Origin of the sequence: Intestinibacter sp. (assembly GCF_051866655.1) — a bacterium.
Taxonomy (GTDB): domain Bacteria; phylum Bacillota; class Clostridia; order Peptostreptococcales; family Peptostreptococcaceae; genus Intestinibacter.
Genome location: NZ_JBJDXL010000438.1, coordinates 1 through 2779, shown reverse-complemented (window position 1 = coordinate 2779; position 2779 = coordinate 1). Strand labels below are relative to the sequence as shown.

At 32.2% G+C, this 2779-nt stretch carries 3 protein-coding genes; all 3 read right to left on the bottom strand.

Annotation, left to right across the window (positions count from 1 at the left end):
* Positions 1 to 85 precede the first annotated feature (85 nt).
* Positions 86 to 625 carry a prolipoprotein diacylglyceryl transferase gene (lgt, locus tag ACI3VO_RS13210; protein WP_439758367.1) on the bottom strand — a complete coding sequence of 180 codons (540 nt, stop codon included), beginning with the start codon at positions 623 to 625 and terminating at the stop codon, positions 86 to 88.
* An 11-nt stretch (positions 626 to 636) separates the two neighbouring features.
* The gene (locus tag ACI3VO_RS13205; RefSeq protein WP_439758366.1) at positions 637 to 1419 is read right to left on the bottom strand and encodes a tyrosine-protein phosphatase; all 783 of its coding nucleotides are present in this window, start codon (positions 1417 to 1419) and stop codon (positions 637 to 639) included.
* A 154-nt stretch (positions 1420 to 1573) separates the two neighbouring features.
* The coding region (yfmH, locus tag ACI3VO_RS13200; RefSeq protein ID WP_439758365.1) for an EF-P 5-aminopentanol modification-associated protein YfmH at positions 1574 to 2779 on the bottom strand (1206 nt) is incomplete at its 5' end.

The following is a 2779-nucleotide window of genomic DNA, read 5'->3' as shown; positions in this document are numbered from 1 at the left end:
CATCCCGCAGGTTGTTGAGGATATTTTCGTTGTTCAATGTCGCTCTAGGCTTCAGTTTTTTCAAGTCAGATTATGCTTTAGCATTCTAGGTATCACGCAATATTATGCTTTTTCTTCGAACAACTGTGGGTTCACAGACAGTGGATCGAGCTTGATTCTCATTCCGTGTACACTTTATACCCCAAGGTAAGTCTGTTGGACCTCCGTGAGCTTCTTGGTTTAAAAAGTTACCCCATCTACCAATAGCTTGAGCTAGCGGTATTCCAAGAACTACGCAATCTGCTAATTTAAAGAAATTTATATTTTTAACCTTCGCATATATAAATCCTGCTAATATTCCTCCAATCAATCCTCCGTGGATAGCCAAACCTCCACCTCTGAAGTTTAATATCTCAGATATATCTCCTGCATAATATGACCAATTAAAAATTACATAATAAGCTCTCGCACCTATTAATCCACATGGTATTGCTATCATAGCTAGGTTTAAAATATCATCCTCAGATATACCTAGTCTCTTAGCTTCCCTAAGTGCAATCAAAACGGCGAGCACCATTCCTGTAGCTATTAAAATTCCATACCACATTATATCTATTCCAAATAATGTAAATGCAACTCTATCCATATAAACACCTCTTATCTGCCAAATATTCTTTTAAAAAATCCTCTTTTCTCAGCTGACTTTTCAAGTGGCTCTTTGATGACGATGTCTTTATTTTGTATAATACATTCGGCATTATTTATAAATAAATCGTCAGCTGTAGCCTTTGAATATTTCTTTTCAATATATTCGTATGCATCCTTTAATAACGGACGTCTTCTTCCAGAGCTGTGTGCATCACTTGACACTAAGTGCACCATATTTCTGCTTATTAAAATATTACATAGCTTTTGTAATTCTTTTCCATTTTTCCCCATAAGGCTAGAGCTATTTATTTGAATAATAGCACCTGTCTTTATACAATCGTAAATTATCTCTGGATCATCGTGGATTTTCACATATCTCTCTACATGAGCTAAAACAGGTACAAAGCCCTTTTGTTTTAATTCATATACAACATTACATAAATTAAGCGGGAAATTAGTCGGTGGAAACTCTACCAGTACATACTTACTATTATTTAAAGAAAAAAAGTCCAAATCCTCTATATTTTCTATTAAATTAGAAGTAAAATAAATTTCATTTCCCATATATACTTCAATATCTATTTTATTTTCTTTTAACTCTTGTTTAAAATTCTCGTAAACCTCTTTTAGTTGTTCACCCTTTAAATATCTAAATTCAGGATGATAATGAGGTGTGGCTATGATTTTTTTTATTCCTTGTTCTTTAGCTATTAAAGCCATAGCTATAGCATCATGCATACATTCTGCTCCATCATCTACATCCGGTAATATATGGCAATGCATATCTATCATAAAAAATTCCCCCCTTTTGATAATGTAAATTATATAAATACCATTGTTATTATATCAGTTTATGGGTTAAAAATAAATATTTCATTTATCATTAAGCATGATGGTTTCATAAAAAAAGTTGCAGAAAATGATATCCCCACAACTTTTATTTATACTATTTATTTTCAATAGGTTCTACTATAGATATTACACAGTTTTCTTCTTTAAAGTGATTCTTTAATCTATCTTCTACCTCTTCAAATGTGACTTCTTTTATTACTTCTACATAATCTAATAAATTTATGTCTTTGAATTTATAGAATATAAAATTATTGGCGATAAATGTTATGGAATCAAAATACTTGATAAATCCACCTATTGCAGCTTTTTTTAGTCTCTCAAATGTTTTTCTATCTAGACCTTCTGTTTTATATTTGTCTAGATATTCAAATATTATTCTTTTTACCTCTTTAGGTTGTTTTGACTCTCCTCCAATAGTCGTAAAAGCATAATCCACTTGTGAATTAAAGCCTGCTCCAAAACTTCTATTTATCAATCCCTTCATGTATAAATCTTCGTATATTTCACTTCCACGTCTAAACAGCATTTCGTTTAATATATCTGTTATAACTTCGTATCTAAGCAGTTCTTTTCCCTTTATACCGACTTTGTCGTCTTTAAAACCTATATTAAATATAGGTATAGAAATTGGTGCCTTTGCTATTATTTCCTTTTGATTTACAGTAGTCGGTTCTTCTGGATATATTCTAGTTACCTCATGATCCATTTTTGCCATGTCGTACTTATTTGCAAGCTTGATTTTTTCAAATAATTCATTTTCATCTAAATCTCCAATTACAAATAATGCCATATTTCCAGGGTTGTAGAAGGTATTGTAGCATTTATAAAGCTCTTCCTTTGTTATCTTGTATATGCTATCTACTGTACCAGCTATATCTACTTTGACAGGATGGTTTACATACATCGCTTTTAACACATTCACATATACTGTCCAACCTGGATCGTCGTCGTACATTTTTATCTCTTGGGCTATTATTCCCTTTTCCTTCTCTACATTTTCGTCTGTAAAATGAGGAGTCTGTACATAATCAAGCAAATGCTCTAGACACTCATAGAAATTATCTGTAGTTGTAAATAAATAAGCTGTCGTTGTAAAATTTGTAAACGCATTTGCATTTGCTCCCCACCTAGAGAATTTCTCAAATGCATCTGTATCGTCAGGCTGCTCGAACATCTTATGCTCTAAAAAGTGCGCTATTCCCTCATGAACTCTAAAGGGCTCGTTTTCTCCTATAGGAATAAATTCTAAATCATTTGAGCCGTAATTAGTAGCTAGTACAGCGTATTTTTTAGTAAATCC